This window comes from Sulfitobacter sp. UBA1132, from assembly GCF_002311545.1.
Classification (GTDB): Bacteria; Pseudomonadota; Alphaproteobacteria; order Rhodobacterales; family Rhodobacteraceae; genus Sulfitobacter; species Sulfitobacter pontiacus.
In genome coordinates this window covers 233,736-251,100 of record NZ_DCAN01000004.1, presented here as the reverse complement: position 1 = coordinate 251,100, position 17,365 = coordinate 233,736, and the positions used below count along the sequence as shown (strand labels likewise).

Genomic DNA, 17,365 nt, shown 5'->3' with positions numbered 1-17,365 from the left:
CCCCCCAAAGGCAAAAATGTTACCCTCGGACCTTAGGACGCAAATTCCCTACAAATCGTAAATATAGCCAATTCTAATTGTTAAAAGGCTATCCGTTTTCCCGCAAAATTGCGCCTGCCAGATAGAGCGAACCGCAGATCAATACCCGCGCGTGGGGCACCTTCGCGACAATGGCTGCAAGGGCTTCGGCGACGCCAGGTGCCTCTTGCGCGGTCAGGCCGACGTCGATCGCTGCGCGCGCGGTTTCGGTGGCCGGCAACGTCGCTGCTTCACCCGGGATCGAGACGGCTAACAATTGTTCTGCATGACCGGCCAGAGGGCGCAGATAGCCGCCGATATCCTTGGTATTCAACATGCCACAGATCAGGAATGTGGGGCGGGCGGGCATCTCTTCTAGCACCGCCGCGATGGCGTCGCCCGCAGCAGGGTTATGCCCGCCGTCCAGCCATAATTCGGCCTGCGGCGCTGCGCCAATCAGCGGTCCGTGACGCAGACGTTGCATTCGGGCGGGCCATTCGGCGCGGGTCACAGCCGCCTCGCAGGCTTGTGCGGAGGCCCCCAATTGACGCAATGCCGCCAAAGCCGCACCGGCGTTGGAAATCTGGTGCGTGCCCAACAGGTTAGGCTTGGGCAGGTCCAGCAGCCCCGAGTCATCCTGATAGACCATCCGTCCCGCTTCGGGGGCCACATGCCACTGCTGACCATAGGCAAAAACGGGGGCGTGGTGGCGTGCCGCCTGCGTCTCTATCACCTCGAGCGCGGCATCTTGTTGCGGGCCGACGATGCAGGGCACGCGACGTTTGATAATGCCGGCTTTTTCACCCGCAATCTCCGGCAGGGTCGTGCCCAGAAACTGTTGGTGATCAATCGACACCGGCGTGATGACGGTCAATGCGGGCTGGTCGATCACATTGGTCGCGTCCAGACGCCCGCCAAGGCCGACCTCAAGCAGGGTATAATCCGCCGGAGTACGGGCAAAGGCCAGTAGCGCGGCGCAGGTTGTGATCTCGAAATAAGTGATGCTCTCGCCGTTGTTGGCGGCGTAACATTCATCCAGCATCTCGGTCAGCGCGGCTTCGGAAATCAGCTCTCCGGCAAGGCGGATGCGTTCGTGAAAGCGCGCCAGATGGGGCGAGGTATAGGCGTGGACGCGGTGGCCATCCGCCTCGAGCCCCGCACGGATCATCGCCTGTGTCGACCCTTTACCATTGGTGCCGGCAATATGGATCACAGGGGGAAGGTCGTTCTGGGGGTTGCCCAAAGCGTCCAGCAGCCGCCACATGCGATCCAGCGTCAGGTCGATAATCTTGGGATGCAGCGCCATCATACGCGCCAGCACTGCATCCGATGTGTTCTGCGTCATTTCGCCTTGGGTTCCGCCGCTTCGGCTTTGGGGGCCGCATCGGGTTCTGGCGTTAGCGCATGGGCAATATCGCCGCCTTCGGTCGGCGCAGGCAGATCGCCGCGCACCGCGGGGGGCAGTTTCATCAGCATCCGCGTGATGTCGATCAACTCATCCCGCATCTGGGTGCGCGGAGTCACGCGGTCCAGCATGCCGTGGTCCAGCAGATATTCGGCGCGCTGGAAGCCTTCGGGCAGCTTTTCGCGAATGGTCTGTTCAATCACACGTGGGCCGGCAAAGCAGATCAGCGCATTGGGTTCCGCAATCTGGACATCCCCCAACATCGCATAGCTCGCCGTGACACCACCGGTCGTGGGGTGGGTCAGAACGACGATATAGGGCAGCCCCGCTTCTTTCAGCATCTGCACGGCGATGGTGGTGCGCGGCATCTGCATCAGGCTCAGGATGCCTTCTTGCATACGCGCGCCACCGGCGGCGGAGAAGAGCACCAGCGGGCATTTCAGCTTAACCGCTTTTTCAGCCGCGGCGATGATGGCGTTGCCGACATACATGCCCATGGACCCGGCCATAAACGAGAAGTCCTGACCTGCCGCGACGATCGGCGTGCGGCCGATTTCACCGGTGGCAACCAGCATCGCTTCGGCTTCGCCCGTTTGTTTCTGGGCGGCCTTCAGACGGTCGGGGTATTTCTTTTGATCGCGAAAATGCAAAGGGTCCGGCGTCGGCGCGGGGACTTTGACCTCGGTAAAGATGCCGCCGTCGAACAGCGCCTTGAAGCGTTCACGCGGGGTAATCGCCATGTGGTGACCACAGCTGGTGCAGACGTTCAGGTTGTCCGACACCTCGCGGTGGAACAGCATGGTGCCGCATTCTTCGCATTTCGTCCACAGATTGTCCGGCGTCTCGCGACGCGAGAAGATGGAGTTAATCCGAGGACGGACGTAGTTGTTGATCCAGTTCATGGTGAACCTTTGCTTCCAGTTTCGCCTTCCAAATAAGCTGACGCGCAGTAAATTGCAATCAACGGCGGATCGCCAGCCGTGCGGCAAGCCAGCTGACCAACATCAGCGCAAAATCGACAGGCAACCACGCGCGCAACGCGTCAACATCATCCATCCCGAAGGGGGTCAAATACAGCGCCAAACCCGATAGGTCATCGGGCAGAGAGGTGATGACGATCGCCGCGACATTATTGCAGAAATGCACTGCAATGGCTGGCCCCAGCGACCCCGCCCGCGCGGTCAGATCGGCCATCAACATCCCGAAGACACCGGCCCAAAGTGCTATGACCAGCGCATTTTCGCCGGCTTGATCGGGAAGATAGTGCCCAAGCGCGAAAATCACGGCCGGCAGCACCATCCACACCAGCGGAGAGTTGAACCGTGCCGCCAACTGCTGCTGGACATAACCGCGAAAGACGATCTCTTCGGCGCTGACCTGTACCAGCACCCCGAGCAGCGAAAACGGCAGCAGCATCAGCCATGTGCCAAGCGCGAGGTTGGGCACATAGGGCGCGCCAAGGTTCCACGGTGGCAGCAAATAGGTCACCGCACCAAGCAGCACCAGCATCTTGAGCACGGCCCAGAACTGCGGCACCACCAGCCCCGACGGGCCGATCAGGCCACGCACGGGACGTTTGTGGATCACCCGTGTCACCACGGCCACGCCGACAATCATCAACCCGAAGCTGCCAAGCAGCAGGAACATCGCCATCGGCGTCTTGCCTGACAGCAAGCTGTCATAAAACCCGTCCGCACGCGGCCCCATCAGGTTGAACAGGGTGGTGAACATCAGGTTGTTGAGCAGCAGGTAGATCGCGGTTGCCGCAAGAAACCCCAAGATCAGCCGCCACAGCGCCGCCGAGGGGATCGCAGCGGCGACAAAGGCTTTGTGGGCAGCGTATCGGGTCACGCGGGGTCATCTCCTACGGGCGGGGGCAAGGCTTCGTCTTCGCGCGGGATATCCACCCGTGCCGCACGAAGCAAGTCGGCGGCGTTGGTCAGATGGCTTGATACTGTGCGTAGAAGGCTCAGCAGGATCACACGGTCGTTTTCAACCACCGACTTGAATTGATCCGCGCCGATCCGAAGGAAACGGCTGTCTTCGAGGGCGACAAAATCCATCTGCCGCGGCTCGTTCACGATGACCGCAAGGTCACCGATCAACCGCCCCTTTTCGACGGTCGAGACGTGATGCGCCAACCCTTCGGGGTCGCGCCAGCTCAGCTCTCCCTTCCCTGACAGACAGAGGTAGACCGCATCTGGCCGTTGGTCTTGAGCAAAGACCATCTCGCCCTGTGCGACGGTGTACCACTGCGCCGCAAAGGCCAGCAGGCGCTGGTTGCGGGGGTCGAGGTTGCCGAACAAGTCGTTGCGCGCGATGATCCGCAGCTTGCGTCGCAAATCGTCCGAGATGCTGTCGTCCTGACTGGGGATATCAACCTGCGCCAGACCGTCAATGCGCCCGCCACGGATCTTGATGTACATGTCGAAATCGTCAGGATTAACAAAGGAGCTATCCATGTAAATCTGGGTCGTCTCGGGCAGCAGTTCGCTGACCTTGTCGCGCAACCGTTGCAGGCTTTCCGCGTCATGCCCCGCAAGCGACTGGTTCAGGATCAGGATATCGGGTCGTTTCATCGCCGCGCGGCTGAATCCGGCGCGTTCCTGGAACATCATCGCGATATTTGACCCGCCGATGCTGACCGGCAGATCAAAAACGTTGAGCGCGACATCCTGTTGCAGCCCGTGTTTCTTGAACACGTCCGACACCACATCCAGAACCAGATCCGCCTGAAGCCCCGCCACGGCGGAAATCCGGCCATACAACACGTTTTCAAGTATCGTCAGACGCGGCAGATACTGGTCGGGTGTGATCGGCACGAACATATCCCGCGCCCGTTCGCGCATCTCGGACCCCTGCTGCTTACGGATTTTCAGGATCTCGTCCTTGAAGGTCGCAGGGAAAGCCGGGCCGATCTGTTCGGCCGTGAATGCAAAGGGCACGGTAAGCAGCAACGAGAATTCATCCTCGCTCAGCGCTTCATCCCCTTTGGCGCGACGCCGCAGCGCGATATCGACCAGTTGTTCGTACAGTTCTTCCTCGATGCCGAGAGCGGTGAACAGCGGGTGGTCGGTGCCATCACGTCCAAAGGTCTGGTGCAACGTTTCTACCAGCGTCTGTGAAATCGCGATGCCCTGCTCGGCCAGACCCTGTTCGATGATCATCGCCAGAAAGCTGCGTTCAAGCGCCAGACCCGCCTGCGAGATGCTGCGGATGGGCGCGGCGAACATCAGGTTCCCCCCAAGCGGCAGCGCCGGGTTGAACCGATCTGGGTCAAAGCGGTGCACCACCTTGTCCAGCCCTTGCTCTTTCAGCCGCTCGTGCACCTCGTCGCGCAGGGCAACCACGCGGGCCGCAAGCTCGGGGTGTTTTTCAGGGTCCATCCGGTCGGCGGCCATGCGTCGGAACATCATGTCCTGTGTGCCAACGGCGCTGGCCAGCTCATACCACCAGTCGTTGATGTCCTCGCGGGTGCTCAGATCGGCGAGCCCGGGGTCCAGCCAATCCGCCTTGGTGCTGTCCAGACTATTGCCCGACCGCTTTGTCTCGATCGCGGCGCGGTCGGTTTTCATGGGGTCCCAGAGGACGGTTTTCGGGCTCGACCGCAGGGGCATCAGCAGATTGTCCCCGACGGTGCCCTGAAACAGATAGGGGTGCGCATCGGAATAGCCGATCCGCGCCGCAAGCACGGCCTGATGCAGCTCTGCCAGATTATGCCCCGCCATCGTGATCCGCCCGCGGCTCGGCACGGCCTCGCGCACCAAAAGCTCTGCCAGAGCGTTGCGCTCGGATTGGTTGGGCATCTCAAGCGCGACGCGCGCGCCTTTGGGTATTTCGAGGTTCAGATCATCCAGGATCGTATTCCCGTCCGGCGTGCGCAAAGACACATGTTCCAGCACAATAGGGCCGCGCAGATGCGGGACTTCATCGGGCTCGCCTTCGAACAGGCGCGCGTCGATCTCGCCCCGCGGGGCGAAACGTTCAATGACCACATCCCACCGCAGCGACATGTCCTGCGTCTGATTGTAATAGGTCAGCAGTTCCTTCCACGGGCTCGACAAATCCTTGTAGGCGGCCAAGGCCGCGACCAGCGCGCCCACCGTGATCTGCCCCTTGATCGCAAGATATCCCCCCACGGCATAGAAAAAGAACGGTGTCAGCTGGGTGATGAAGTTGTTGAGAAACTTCATGAAGAATTTCTTCTGATAGATCTGGAAGCGGACCTCGAACAGCTGGCCGAGCCGGTCGGTGAACAGCGCCAGACGGTAACGCCAGCCGCCGTTGGTGCGCAGATCGGTGATACCGGCGGCGGTCTCGCCGATTTCCGACGACAGGTGCCGCACTTCCTTGATGCGCTGTTTGTTCAGCAGGTTGATCTGCCGCTGCAGCATCGGGATGAGATACGCCTGCAACGGGATCAATGCGACGCCCGCCAACCCGAACCACGGGGATTGCAGGAAGAGGAACAGCAGGATGATCAGCATCTGCCCCGCCTGGAACACAGGCTGGGCGACCGCATCGCCCATCAACCCGCCCATCGGCTCTGCCTCCGAGGTGACCATCGACACCAGCTCGCCCTGACTGGTGTTTTCGAAATAGCTGCGCGGGAAACGCATCATCCGCGCGATCAACTGATAGCGGAAGCGACGCAGTAGCCGCTCTGCCAGCACCCCCTTCATCGTGTTCAGACGCATCTTCATCAGGCCGTGGATCAGCACCGAGAAAAGATAGGCAAAACACAGCACCATCAGGAACTGCACCTGACTGAACGACATCCCGAAAACGTCGATCACATCGGTCTCTGCCCCAATGGCATCGTTGATGATGCGCTTGGGCAGTTCGAGGGTGATGTAGAGGATCGGGAAGGTGATCAGCGTGAGGACAAGCAAAACCAGTTGGTCACGACGGGAGTATTTCCAAATAAAGGAAAAAATCGAATGCTCCATGCAGGGTCGCTTTCGCTAGGGGCGGCACAGAGCCAAGGATCATTTAACACCTAAGCCCACAGCCCGCGCTGTTCAACTGGTGGCTTGAGCCTTGCAGCGACAGGGCTGGGTGGCTATTCCGGTGTAAACGTCCACTCAGGGAGGCCTGCCACATGTCCACCAACACCCGCTTTGATAAATCCAGACTGCCAAGCCGGCACGTGACCGAAGGGCCAGAGCGCGCACCGCACCGGTCCTACTACTACGCAATGGGCATGACCGAAGAAGAGATTCACCAGCCTCTGGTGGGTGTGGCAACCTGCTGGAACGAAGCGGCCCCCTGTAACATCGCGCTGAACCGTCAGGCCCAAGCGGTCAAGGTCGGCGTTAAGGCGCAGCAAGGCACGCCACGCGAATTCACCACCATCACCGTCACCGACGGGATCGCCATGGGCCACGAGGGCATGCGCTCTTCCCTAGCGTCGCGCGAAGCGATTGCCGACACGGTAGAGCTGACAATGCGCGGTCACTGCTACGATGCGATTGTCGGTCTTGCGGGCTGTGACAAATCGCTGCCGGGCATGATGATGGCGATGCTGCGGCTGAACGTGCCGTCCGTGTTCCTCTACGGCGGGTCGATCCTGCCGGGCAAAGTCCCGGAAGGGGCCGATGTGCCTGCCGATTTCGCCAGCCGCGACCTGACTGTGCAAGACGTTTTCGAAGCCGTGGGCAACTACCAGAACGGCAGCATGTCGCAAGCCGCGCTTGAGGTTCTGGAACGCGTCGCTTGCCCGACAGCCGGTGCCTGCGGGGGCCAGTTCACCGCCAACACCATGGCCTGCGTGTCCGAGGCGATCGGTCTGGCGCTGTTGAACTCCTCTGGCATGCCTGCGCCCTATGAATCCCGCGACGCCTATGCGGCGGCCTCGGGTGAAGCCGTCATGAACCTGATCGAAAAAAACATCCGCGCGCGCGACATCTGCACCCGCGAAGCATTCGAGAACGCGGCGCGCATCGTGGCCTGCACCGGCGGATCGACCAATGCCGGTCTGCACCTGCCCGCTATGGCCGCCGAGGCGGGTATCGACTTTAACCTCAGCGATGTATGCGACATCTTCCGCGACACGCCTTATTTTGTCGACATGAAACCCGGCGGGTCGCATGTGGCCAAAGACCTGTATGACGCGGGCGGCGTGCCTGTTGTGATGAAAGAACTGCGCAAGGCCGGCCTGCTGCATGATGACTGTCTGACCGCCTCGGGCCTGTCCATCGGTGAAGAGCTTGACAAGATCGAACGCGAGGCCGACGGCAAGGTGATCCACGCGATCGAAACACCGATCAGTAAGACCGGCGGCGTCGTTGGTCTGAAGGGCAACTTGGCACCCGAAGGGGCCATCGTGAAAATCGCTGGCATGTCCGAAGAAGACATCGTCTTTACCGGTCCGGCGCTGATCTTTGAATGTGAACAAGACGCGTTCGAAGCCGTGCAAAACCGCGCCTATAGCGAAGGCGACGTGTTCGTGATCCGCAACGAAGGCCCCGCTGGTGGCCCCGGCATGCGCGAAATGCTGGCGACCACGGCGGCCCTGTCCGGTCAAGGCATGGGCAAAAAGGTGGCACTGATCACCGACGGCCGTTTCTCCGGCGCGACACGGGGTTTCTGCGTTGGTCACGTCGGCCCCGAAGCCGCACATGGCGGACCGATTGCCTTGCTCAAACAGGGCGACATGATCACGCTGAACGCGATCACCGGTTCGATCTCTGTCGATATCTCGGACGCGGAAATGGCAGAGCGTAAAGCGGCTTGGCCCGGTGCCCGCAAAACCAACTATCAAAGCGGTGCACTGTGGAAATACGCGCAGCTTGTGGGCCCAACCTATCTTGGTGCGGTGACGCATCCCGGCGCGAAGGCGGAAACCCATGACTACATGGACCTGTAAAGGTCCGCTTGCCGCCTTTGGCGTGATGCTTCTGACCGCCTGCGAGGGCGGTCAGGGGCTTGGCGCGTCCTCGGGTGCCGCCAAGCCGCCGTTGTCACGCGCGAAAATGGCCGGAGGGGTCGAACTGGTCGCCCCCGATGGTTTCTGCATCGACCAAACCAGCCTCGAGGCGCGCTTTGCCGTGATTGCACGCTGTGACGGATTAGGGGCCCCTGCCTCTGCGGGGGCAGCACCGCGCGGGTTGATCACGGTCAGCCTGACCCAGTCCAAACCCGGCTCCCTGCCAAGCGCCCAGCAGATCGCGGCTGAAACCTCGCTCCAGAATGTGAGCGATGTGGAGAAAGGCGACCAAAGCGTCACCTTCCGCGCGCAGGGGCGTATTCCTGTCGGGGGGCTTTCCCCCAACCAATGGCGCGGCGTCGCACGGATGGGCACGCAAACTGCCGGTATCGCCGTCTACGGCCCCGAACGCGGCGAGATCGTCAGCCCCTCTGGCCGAAGGGTTCTGACACAGTTGATCACCCGCAGCATCGACGCCAGTGCACCTGCAAAAACCACCGTCGCGCAACGCAACTAGCGCGCCGGCCCCCTTGGCCCATTTCATTTGTGCCCCCAGGCCACAGGCGGTAGGGTACGACCAACAACCCATTCGTAATCGGGGCAACAGGCACATGCGCAAACTCGGGAAAAAGCTGATCGACAGCGCCTTGATCGCGCGGTTTACCCGCCGCTGGTCCGCCAAAGCCGACCGTGCCCCCCAGACAGAACTGTCCGTGCTGCGCAAACAAGCAGGCCAAGCGCGCGCCTTGCGTCGGCATCTGGACAAGCTGATCTACACCGCCGAAGACCGGCTTGCCCTGCCCCGCATCGGCTCTAACAAGTTCTCTCGGCCCCATAACACCGATTGGTCCTGGCGCCCGCAGCTTTGGCGCGCGCCCTTGACCAAATCGGGGCTGTCGTCGGTGCAATCCAAGGCGACCATGGGGGATGAGGTCACGATTTTCCACGACTGCTCCCTGTCCGAACTCGGCATCCGGCAAATCCGCAACCTCGAAGAAAACCATCTCGCGCCCTATGGGCTTCGGCTTGAGGTCTACCGTTTCGACGGGTCTTTCCTGTCGCTGGTGCTGGACCTTCAGGATGATTGCGTTGACGGGATGAAGCGCACCCATGTCCTGCGCGTGGACGCTGTGATCGAGATGGAAAAACCGATCGAGATTTTCGCCCGCCTGAACATCCGCCACGGGCCTAACACCGAACAAATGGTGCAGGAACTGCCGCTGAACAAATCCGAGGTCACGGCAGAGTTCGACCTCGCCTATTCCAACCTGAACGAAAAACGCGTCGAGAAAGCCTGGATCGACCTGATTTTCGAAGGGCCCGAAATGAACCAGATCATGCTGCGTGACCTGACTTTTTCGCGCCGCCCCCGCGCCCAGTTGTAGGAGCCCCGCATGAGCAACCTGACCCTCACCAAAACCCAGATGCGCGACGGCACCTGGCAAGGGATCGTGACCGGCGCGGACGATAGCAAACCCGATCTTGCGGTCACCCATGCCGATGCCGATGTCGCGGGGGTGCAGTTGGAACATGACGCGTCCTCGGATCACTGGGTGCTCAGCATCCCTGTGCCCGCAGCCGCAATCGCCGATGGGCTGCATACATTGCTGGTGGTCGACCGCGCGTCTGGCGCGACATTGGCCAGCATCACCCTGATCGGGGACGAGGTCACCGGCCCCGATTTGCGCGCCGAGGTGGATTTGCTGCGCGCCGAGCTTGATATGCTGAAACGTGCGTTCCGGCGGCACTGCGTCGAAACGACCTGACGGCGCTTGCTTGCTTGCCCCTGTGACGCGATGTATCCCTTGGCAAGACTGAGCCCTTCAGAGGACCCTCGTGATGGCAGTGAAAAGACGGACTATCGGCGTGATCGGCCTTGGCAACTTTGGCTCTACGGTCGCAACCGAGCTGCAGCGTTTTGGCAACTACGTGATCGGCGTGGACCTGAACGACCAACGCGTCAGCAACCATGTCGAAAAGCTGAGCCAAGCCGTGATCGTGGACGCCCGCGATGATGCCGCCCTGCGCGAGGCCGGGTTGGGCGACTGTTCGATGGCGTTGGTCGCCATGGGCAGTGATCTTGAATCAAGCATCCTGTCGGCCATCAACCTGAAACTGCTGGGCGTCGAGACGATCTGGGCCAAGGCCAAGACAAAAACGCATCACCGCATCTTGTCGAAACTGGGGGTCGACCGCGTAATCCACCCCGAAGTCGAAGTCGGCCAGCATATCGCGCAGGTGATCCACAACCCCTTGGTGCGCGACTATGTCAGCCTCGGGAACGGGTACCACGTGGTCAACTTCCGCATCCCCGAAGCGCTTGAGGGCAAATCGCTCGAGACGTTGTCATACGGCAAGAAGTTCGACCTGCGCTGTCTGGGGGTGATGCGGGGCACCGAATATATCGGTCGCGACGGGTTGGACTGCACGTTGCAACGGGACGATCTATTGATCCTGCTCGGGCAGCGCACCGACCTGCGCAGCTTTGCGGCAAGCCTTTGAAACTCTTTTCAAGGTCACAGAAAAGCGCGTGGCGGCTTCTGCCCCCGCCCGCCGTGCTTGTGTTGATCTATCTGACGATGGTGGTTCTGGGCGGATTGATCCTGTGGACACCGCTGGCGAATACTGCGGGGATCAGCCTGTCGGACGCGCTGTTCACCTCGACCTCTGCTGTTACGGTGACGGGGCTGGCGGTGGTCGATACCGGCACCGCCTTTACCGGCTTCGGGCAGGCGGTCATCGCGCTGTTGATCCAGATGGGCGGCTTGGGGTTGATGACCTTTGCCGTTCTGGTGCTCTCCGCGCTTGGTATCCCTTTGGGGATGCCGCAGCGCATTATCCTGCGCGAGGACCTGAACCAGCCGAGCATCTACAATCTGACCTCGCTGGTGATGGCGATCCTGAAGATCGCCATTCTGGCAGAGCTTATCGGCGCGGCCTTGATGGCCTTTGTCTTCGTGCCCGAATTCGGTCTGGCGCAGGGGCTGTGGCATTCGGTGTTCCTAAGCATTTCTGCATTCAACAATGCGGGGTTCGCGCTGTTCCCTGACAGCCTGAGTAACTGGGTCAGCGATCCGATTATCAACGTCGTGATCCCCGCCCTGTTCATCATCGGCGGCATCGGGTTCATCGTGCTGGCCGATATCTGGGAAAAACGCAGCTGGCGACGGCTCAGCCTGCACAGCAAGCTGATGCTCACCGGCACGGTGGTGTTGATCCTGCTGGCCTGGGCGCTGTTTGCAGCACTTGAATGGCGCAACCCCGCGACCTTGGGCCAGTTCGGCAGCCTTGGCAGCAAGCTTTGGGCCAGTTGGTTTCAGGCCGTCACCCCACGGACAGCGGGCTTTAACACGCTTGATTACGCAGAGGTCCACGAGAGTACTGCCTTGATGACCATGACGCTGATGCTGGTCGGCGGCGGTAGCACGTCGACGGCGGGCGGCATCAAGGTGACCACGCTTATCGTGCTGATCCTCGCCACCGTGGCCTTCTTCCGTCGCAGCACCAGCCTGCATGCTTTTGGTCGGTCGATGGGGCCGGATGAAGTGTTCAAGGTCATGGCGCTGACCACAATCAGCATCCTTCTGGTCCTGACGGGCATCTTCATCATGTCAATCAAACATGACGGAGAGTTTATCGACCTCGCGTTCGAGGCAACATCGGCCTTTGGCACCGTCGGCCTGTCGCGCGGTGCCACGGCAGAGCTTGATAGCACCGGCCGCGCGATGATCATGCTGATGATGTTTCTGGGCCGCGTCGGCCCGCTGACCATCGGGTTCTTTCTGGCGACGCAATCGGTGCCCCGCGTGCGCTACCCCGAAGGCAAGGTCTATCTGGGGTGAACACCCGCCCTTGGCCCAACAAAAAAGACCGGCCCGCCTATCTTCGGACCGGTCTTAAATGCGAACGCGTGATCGTCGCGCTTACTTCTTCGGGCCCAATGCGGACAGACCTTTGAGGATGTCGATGGCATAGGCCAGCTGGTAATCCTCTTCGCGCAAGGACGCGGCTTTTTCGGCCTTGGCGCGGTCTTCCATGATCTGATCGACCTGATCGTCGGTCAGGCTGTCGTTGTTCAGGCTGCCGCGCAGGTCTGCTTCGGACCGCAGGGGGCGTGCTGTTGCATTCTCTTCCTCGGTGTCTGCAGGCTGTGCCGGTGGCTGGGCGACGATGATGTCGGGGGACACGCCAAGTGCCTGAATGGAGCGGCCCGACGGCGTGTAGTATCGCGCTGTGGTCAGGCGCATCGCCCCTTCACCGCGCAGCGGCATGATCGTTTGCACCGACCCTTTGCCAAAGCTTTTGGTCCCGACGACAATCGCGCGACGGTGGTCTTGCAGAGCACCGGCGACGATCTCGGAAGCCGACGCAGAGCCACCGTTGATCAGCACCACAATCGGCTTGCCTTCGGCCAGATCGCCCGGGGTGGCGTTGGTGCGGTCGCCATCCGCGGCATCACGGCCACGGGTGCTGACGATCTCGCCCTCTTCAAGGAAAGCATCCGACACGGCGATGGCCTGATTCAGCAGACCACCGGGGTTGTTGCGCAGATCCACGACAAAGCCGCTGACATTCTCGATGCCGCCGGCGGCCTCGACCTGCTCTTCCAGACCCTCTTTCAGCTTGGGGTAGGTCTGTTCGTTAAAGGTGGTGACCCGCAGCACAACCGCGTCGCCTTCGGTACGGGCGCGCACCGCGGTCAGCTGGATGGTATCGCGCACCAGCGACACGTCGAAGGGTTCGGTCTCGCCTTCTCGCACCACGGTGATCTCGATCTCTGATCCCACCGGCCCGCGCATCAGCTCGACCGCGTCATCCAGCGTCAGCCCCAGCAGGCTTTCGCCGTCCACATGGGTGATGAAATCGCCCGCTTCGATACCCGCTTCAGAGGCAGGCGTACCATCAATAGGGGAAACGACTTTGACGAAACCCTCTTCCTGCGTCACCTCGATGCCGAGACCGCCGAATTCACCACGGGTCTGGTCGCGCATCTTCAGCGCGTCTTTCGGCGACAGGTAGCTGGAGTGTGGATCAAGCGAGGTAAGCATACCGTTGATCGCGGCCTCTACCAGCTCTTCGGTGTCGACCTCTTCGACGTATTGCGCACGGATGCGTTCAAAGATGTCGCCGAACAGGTCAAGCTGTTCATAAACGTTGCTGTTCTTTTCAGTTTCCTGTGCCAGCAAGGGGCCCGCAATCTGCGTCGTGGCAATTACCCCTGCCAGCGTACCGCCCACGGCAGCCATCACGAACTTCTTCATCGTTTATCCATCCTTATCAGTTCGGAACCAGTCTGACGGGTCCTGCGGAACATTGTTCTCTCTTACTTCTATATAGAGCGTTTCTGAACGCTCCACGCCAGCCCCATCACCATTTGGTGACAGCGCCTGTTGATTTACGCCGGCCGGGCCGCCCATAAGGCCAATCGGCGTCTCTGCCCCGATCACCTGCCCTGCCTCGCCATAAACCACATCCAGCCCTGCCAATACAAACAACGCCCCGGCCCGAGGTTCAAGAATGACCACGTTTCCCAGGTCCAGCAGCGGGCCGGTGTAGCGGATTGTCGCCGCCGTGGGCGATGTCACGATGGCACGCGGGCGGGTCGCGAGGATAATCCCGGGGCGCGTCACCCCCGCCGCATCGGTTTCATTGGCACGGCGCAGGATCACGCCCTGTACCGGCAAGGTCAGGTCGCCCTTCTGCCCTTCGAAATCGGCGGGCGCATCCGCAATCGGGTCCGAGGTCATCTCGGACAGGCCGCTGGCGAACCCCGATAGCGTCTCGGAGGTCGAGATCAGGATCGCGGTGCGCACCGGGTCTTCGTTGAAGCGTTTGGGCAGATCGGTCCGGTTGGCCATCGCCTGATTAAGCTCTGTCCGAGCGCGCTGGATTTCCGTCAGCCCGTCCTGCAAGCGCTGTGCCGCATCGGTCTGAAGCGCCCGCAGGGTCTGCACGTCTTCAAGATCCTGCCGCAGGACATCGGCGCGGGTGTTCAGGGCCGGTGTCAGCTCTGCCAGCAACATACCCGCGCGTGCGGTGCCAACGGGCCCTTCAGGATGCAGGAACAAGGTGGGCGACGGGTTACCGCCGATGCTTTGCAACACGCCCAGCAACTGCGCGACCTCGCCATCGCGGGCCTGTAGCTTCTTGCTCAGCTGCGCCTCGTTGATGGCCGCCTGACGCAGCCCCTCGCGCATGGCCCCAAGGCCGGTTTCAAACGCCTGAATCGTCTGGGTCAGCGCCTGCACGCGGTCCCGCGCCCCATCTGCGGCGTCCAACTGGGCAGAGGCCGCTTCAAGGTCGGCCATCGCGCGACGCGCCTGTTCTGCCGCCTCGGTTTGCGCAAACACGCCGACGGGCCAGAACATCAGGGCAAGGGCGCAAAGGCGGATCATTCGAGCAGCGACTTTCCCGTCATCTCGGCCGGTTGATCCAGCCCCATCAACTGCAACACTGTCGGCGCCAGATCGGCCAGACGACCGCTGCGCAGACTGGCCCCATCGGGCCCGCCGACAACCGCCACGGGCACGGGATTGAGCGTATGCGCCGTATGCGCCCCGCCGGTTTCGGGGTCAATCATCGTTTCGCAATTGCCGTGGTCCGCAGTGACGATCATCGCGCCGCCGACGTCCTCAAGCGCCTCAAGCACGCGCCCAAGGCCGGTATCCACCGCCTCGCAGGCCGCGATGGCGGCATCAAGATCACCGGTGTGCCCCACCATATCGGGGTTCGCATAATTCACCACAATCAGGTCGTAGCGGTCCTTGATCGCTTGCACGAAGCGGTCGGTGACTTCCGCGCAAGACATCTCTGGCTGCAAATCATAGGTCGCCACATTCGGCGACTTGGGCATATAGCGGTCCTCGCCCGTTGTGGGTGTTTCCTCGCCCCCGTTCAGAAAGAACGTCACATGCGGGTATTTCTCTGTCTCGGCCAAGCGGAACTGCCGCAGGCCGTGCTGTGCGACCCATGCGCCAAGCGTGTTCACGATCTCGGGCTTGGGGTACATGGTGGTCATGAACGCCCCATGCGCGTCGGAGTATTCCGCCATGCCCATCACCGCAGACCACGTAGGCCGCGCACCTGTGTCGAAGGCGTCAAACTCCGGATCCGCAAGCGCCGACATGATTTCGCGCGCGCGATCAGCGCGGAAATTCAGGCAGAAGATCCCATCCCCGTCCTGCACGCCGGTGTAGCCCTCCAGCACCGTGGGCGTGATAAATTCATCGTTTTCGTCCAGACCATAGGCATCATTCACCGCATCGCGGGCGGTTGGGGCGGCACTGCCTTTGCCCTGCACGATCGCCTCATAGGCTTTGGCAACGCGGTCCCAGCGGTTGTCACGGTCCATCGCGTAATAACGCCCCGAGACCGTCGCGATGGTCGCCCCGTCGGATAAGGCGGCTTGCAGCGTCTCGAAATAGCCCAAGGCCGAGCGCGGCGCGACATCGCGCCCGTCGGTCAGCGCATGGATCACCACCGGAATACCCTGCGCCCGCAGCGCACGTACCGCGGCAATCATATGCGTCAGGTGCCCATGCACCCCGCCATCAGAGACAAGCCCCATCACATGCGCCGTGCCGCCGGTCTGTTTCAGCGTCTCGGCAAAGTCGAGCAACGGTTGATGGGTGGCAAACGCGCCTTCCTCGATCGCAAGATCGATCTGTCCCAGATCCATCGCGACGACACGACCAGCCCCGATATTGGTATGCCCCACCTCGGAATTGCCCATCTGCCCCTGTGGCAGACCCACATCAGGCCCGAAGGTGGTCAGCGTCGCCGAAGGGCAGCTTTGCATGATCCGGTCGATATGCGGGGTCTTTGCCAGAAGGGGCGCGTTGCCTTGAGGGTCATCGCGCAGGCCCCACCCATCCAGAATGCACAATACGACAGGTTTTGGGGTGTTCATCCTGAGACCGCTCCGCAGGTTTACAGTGGTTTTCCGTCTTTTAGCGGCTCTGTGGCCGATGGTGAACCTAATTCATCGCAGTTTACAAACTTGTAAGCAGCGGGCGGCCAAATCACACGGCGCACCCTTGCCCTGCCTGCGCGGTTTGGTCATAAGATGGGCGCATCAAAGCCAAGGACGACAGCATGACATCCCAAGCACCGGAAACCCGCATTGTGAACACCTGGCGCGTCGCCTGTGACGGCAGCGAAGGCGCCTTGGGGCACCCGCGCGTCTGGCTGCAAATCCCGCAAGACAAGGGCTGGGTCGAATGCGGGTACTGCGACTGCAAGTTCATCCACGCCGAGTTTGAGGGCAAGGTCTGACCAAAGCGTTGCGATGGCTGGGCGCGCTTGCGCTTTTGCCAGCGTGCTTTGTGCTTGCCGCAGTGATCGGTGCCATTTGGGCCGCTCCTGCCTCTGATGAACCGCGCGCGGTGCCAACGCGCGAGGTGCTGCTGGTCCACGGACCCATCCACTATGATCTGCTGATCCCGATTGATGATATCTCGGGCCCGCGGTTTGCCGCGCTCGAGACGCGGGGTCTGCCGCTATCGCACCCCGATGCGCGGTGGCTTGTCATCGGATGGGGGGCGCGCAAGTTTTATACGGAAACCCCCACCTATCGCGAATTGAAGCCCGGCAATGTCTGGCGCGGGATTATCGGCGATGACGCGGTGCTGCGGATTGATGTCATTGGCCCCATCGCCCCGACCGCCGAACGCCGGACCGTGACGATGACCGAAGGCGCGTACCGCAGGCTGGTCGCAAATGTCTGGTCGGCGCTTGACCCCGGCCCTGACGGGCTGCCCCAACGTGTGGATGTGGATGGGTATACCGCCACCGATGGATTCTTTGCCGCCAAAGGACGCTTTAGCATCCTGCGCACCTGCAACGTCTGGATTGGCGACCAACTTCGTGCGGCAGGGCTGCGGTTTGGGCGCTGGACGCCGCTCCCCTTGTCGGTGAGCCTCTCCTGGCACCTTTACCAAAGCGAGCCCCGCTAGGCAGGGACGCTCCGCGGGGAGTTTATTTGGCAAAATGAAGCCGGTCGCGGGCAATTGGCC

At 61.5% G+C, this 17,365-nt stretch carries 15 protein-coding genes; 8 read left to right on the top strand and 7 right to left on the bottom strand.

The annotated features are described in order from the left end of the window. Nucleotides 1-88: 88 nt before the first annotated feature. From B4F27_RS02100 to B4F27_RS02085, 4 genes are read right to left on the bottom strand one after another with little or no spacing between them, the layout of a single operon-like run. On the bottom strand, nt 89-1,363 hold the full coding sequence (locus B4F27_RS02100) for a bifunctional folylpolyglutamate synthase/dihydrofolate synthase (protein WP_286758723.1): 1,275 nt from the start codon (nt 1,361-1,363) through the stop codon (nt 89-91). Continuing rightward, nucleotides 1,360-2,325 carry an acetyl-CoA carboxylase, carboxyltransferase subunit beta gene (gene accD, locus B4F27_RS02095; RefSeq protein ID WP_005850460.1) on the bottom strand — a complete coding sequence of 322 codons (966 nt, stop codon included), beginning with the start codon at nt 2,323-2,325 and terminating at the stop codon, nt 1,360-1,362. Before accD ends, B4F27_RS02100 begins: the two co-directional genes overlap by 4 nt. 58 nt (nt 2,326-2,383) lie before the next feature. Next, nucleotides 2,384-3,274, bottom strand: coding sequence for a CPBP family intramembrane glutamic endopeptidase (locus B4F27_RS02090; protein ID WP_286758722.1), 891 nt, complete (start codon nt 3,272-3,274; stop codon nt 2,384-2,386). Beyond that, complete coding sequence (locus B4F27_RS02085) at nt 3,271-6,372, bottom strand: ABC transporter transmembrane domain-containing protein (RefSeq protein WP_286758721.1); 3,102 nt, start codon at nt 6,370-6,372, stop codon at nt 3,271-3,273. Before B4F27_RS02085 ends, B4F27_RS02090 begins: the two co-directional genes overlap by 4 nt. Before the next feature lie 152 nt (nt 6,373-6,524). Between B4F27_RS02085 and ilvD the strand changes: the two genes are divergently transcribed. The 6 genes from ilvD to B4F27_RS02055 all read left to right on the top strand — a co-directional run bounded on the left by ilvD (nt 6,525) and on the right by B4F27_RS02055 (nt 12,193). Further along, nucleotides 6,525-8,291, top strand: a complete 1,767-nt coding sequence (ilvD, locus tag B4F27_RS02080; protein WP_286758720.1) for a dihydroxy-acid dehydratase — start codon at nt 6,525-6,527, stop codon at nt 8,289-8,291. After that, a complete protein-coding gene (locus tag B4F27_RS02075) occupies nt 8,272-8,868 on the top strand; it encodes a hypothetical protein (protein WP_064216116.1) in 597 nt (198 codons plus the stop codon). The genes ilvD and B4F27_RS02075 overlap by 20 nt, the downstream gene beginning before the upstream one ends. 94 nt (nt 8,869-8,962) lie before the next feature. After that, nucleotides 8,963-9,736 (top strand): DUF6478 family protein, encoded by a 774-nt coding sequence (locus B4F27_RS02070; RefSeq protein ID WP_286758719.1) that lies wholly within the window; start codon nt 8,963-8,965, stop codon nt 9,734-9,736. Between the two features lie 9 nt (nt 9,737-9,745). Then, complete coding sequence (locus tag B4F27_RS02065) at nt 9,746-10,117, top strand: hypothetical protein (protein ID WP_074636484.1); 372 nt, start codon at nt 9,746-9,748, stop codon at nt 10,115-10,117. A gap of 73 nt (nt 10,118-10,190) precedes the next feature. Continuing rightward, entirely contained in the window at nt 10,191-10,853 is a 663-nt protein-coding gene (locus B4F27_RS02060; protein WP_005850470.1) for a potassium channel family protein, read from the top strand. 77 nt (nt 10,854-10,930) lie between these two features. After that, nucleotides 10,931-12,193, top strand: a complete 1,263-nt coding sequence (locus B4F27_RS02055; protein WP_180829220.1) for a TrkH family potassium uptake protein — start codon at nt 10,931-10,933, stop codon at nt 12,191-12,193. An 81-nt stretch (nt 12,194-12,274) separates the two neighbouring features. Here the strand turns inward: B4F27_RS02055 and B4F27_RS02050 are convergent, their stop codons facing one another. Genes B4F27_RS02050 through gpmI form a run of 3 tightly spaced genes read right to left on the bottom strand, consistent with a single transcriptional unit; the run spans nt 12,275 to nt 16,260 of the window. Continuing rightward, nucleotides 12,275-13,612, bottom strand: coding sequence for a S41 family peptidase (locus B4F27_RS02050; protein ID WP_286758718.1), 1,338 nt, complete (start codon nt 13,610-13,612; stop codon nt 12,275-12,277). A gap of 3 nt (nt 13,613-13,615) precedes the next feature. Continuing rightward, nucleotides 13,616-14,746, bottom strand: a complete 1,131-nt coding sequence (locus tag B4F27_RS02045) for a murein hydrolase activator EnvC family protein (RefSeq protein ID WP_132997825.1) — start codon at nt 14,744-14,746, stop codon at nt 13,616-13,618. After that, nucleotides 14,743-16,260, bottom strand: a complete 1,518-nt coding sequence (gpmI, locus tag B4F27_RS02040) for a 2,3-bisphosphoglycerate-independent phosphoglycerate mutase (protein WP_286758717.1) — start codon at nt 16,258-16,260, stop codon at nt 14,743-14,745. Before gpmI ends, B4F27_RS02045 begins: the two co-directional genes overlap by 4 nt. A gap of 185 nt (nt 16,261-16,445) precedes the next feature. Between gpmI and B4F27_RS02035 the strand changes: the two genes are divergently transcribed. After that, entirely contained in the window at nt 16,446-16,625 is a 180-nt protein-coding gene (locus B4F27_RS02035) for a zinc-finger domain-containing protein (protein ID WP_005850479.1), read from the top strand. Between the two features lie 50 nt (nt 16,626-16,675). Beyond that, nucleotides 16,676-17,305: a TIGR02117 family protein gene (locus tag B4F27_RS02030; protein WP_286758716.1), complete on the top strand. Its 630-nt coding sequence runs from the start codon at nt 16,676-16,678 to the stop codon at nt 17,303-17,305. Nucleotides 17,306-17,365 lie beyond the last annotated feature (60 nt).